General features: G+C 67.9%; 1 protein-coding gene. It reads right to left on the bottom strand.

The window, feature by feature from the left end; genetic code table 11:
* Window positions 1-370: LysR family transcriptional regulator (locus AC1DU6_RS34610; protein WP_477863027.1), on the bottom strand; the 370-nt coding region annotated here is incomplete at its 3' end.
* Window positions 371-623: the final 253 nt, after the last annotated feature.

Raw genomic sequence — 623 nt, forward strand, 5'->3', positions numbered from 1 at the left:
CGATCACCTCGACCTTGGGATGGCTGGCCTGGAAGGCCTGCAACCAGGCGGACAGGCCGTTGAACAGCGTGGAGCCGACAAAGCCTAGGCGCAACCGCCCCACCTCGCCGGCCTGCACCTCGCGGGCGAGGGCGCAGGCGTCTTCGGCGCGGTCCAGCAGGGCTTGCGCGCTGGTGCGGAAGGCGTCGCCCGCGGGCGTGAGGCGCACGCCCTTGCTGTCGCGGTCGAACAGGCGGGCGCCGACGCTGGCCTCCAGCTGCTGGATGGCGACCGACAGCGGCGGCTGCGAGATGGCCAGGCGCTGGGCGGCGCGGCCGTAGTGCAGCTCCTCGGCCAGGGCGATGAAGTAGCGCAGGTGGCGGAACTCCAAGGAGCGGGTAACGGTGTCCGTTGTCTTGGCAATAGGCATTGCGAATCGTCGAAGTCGTTTCTTGAATTGGACACGAATCGGGCCGCGGCGCAATACTTCTGCCATTCGCGCCCGGCGCTTTTGCCGGGCGTTGCTCATTAGGACGCGCACCATGGCCACCAAGGCAAGCTTTCACTGGGACGACCCGCTGCTGCTGAACGAGCAGCTCACCGATGACGAGCGCATGGTGCGCGACGCCGCTGCGGCCTATTGC

The sequence above is a fragment of the Roseateles sp. P5_B10 genome (genome assembly GCF_056400485.1).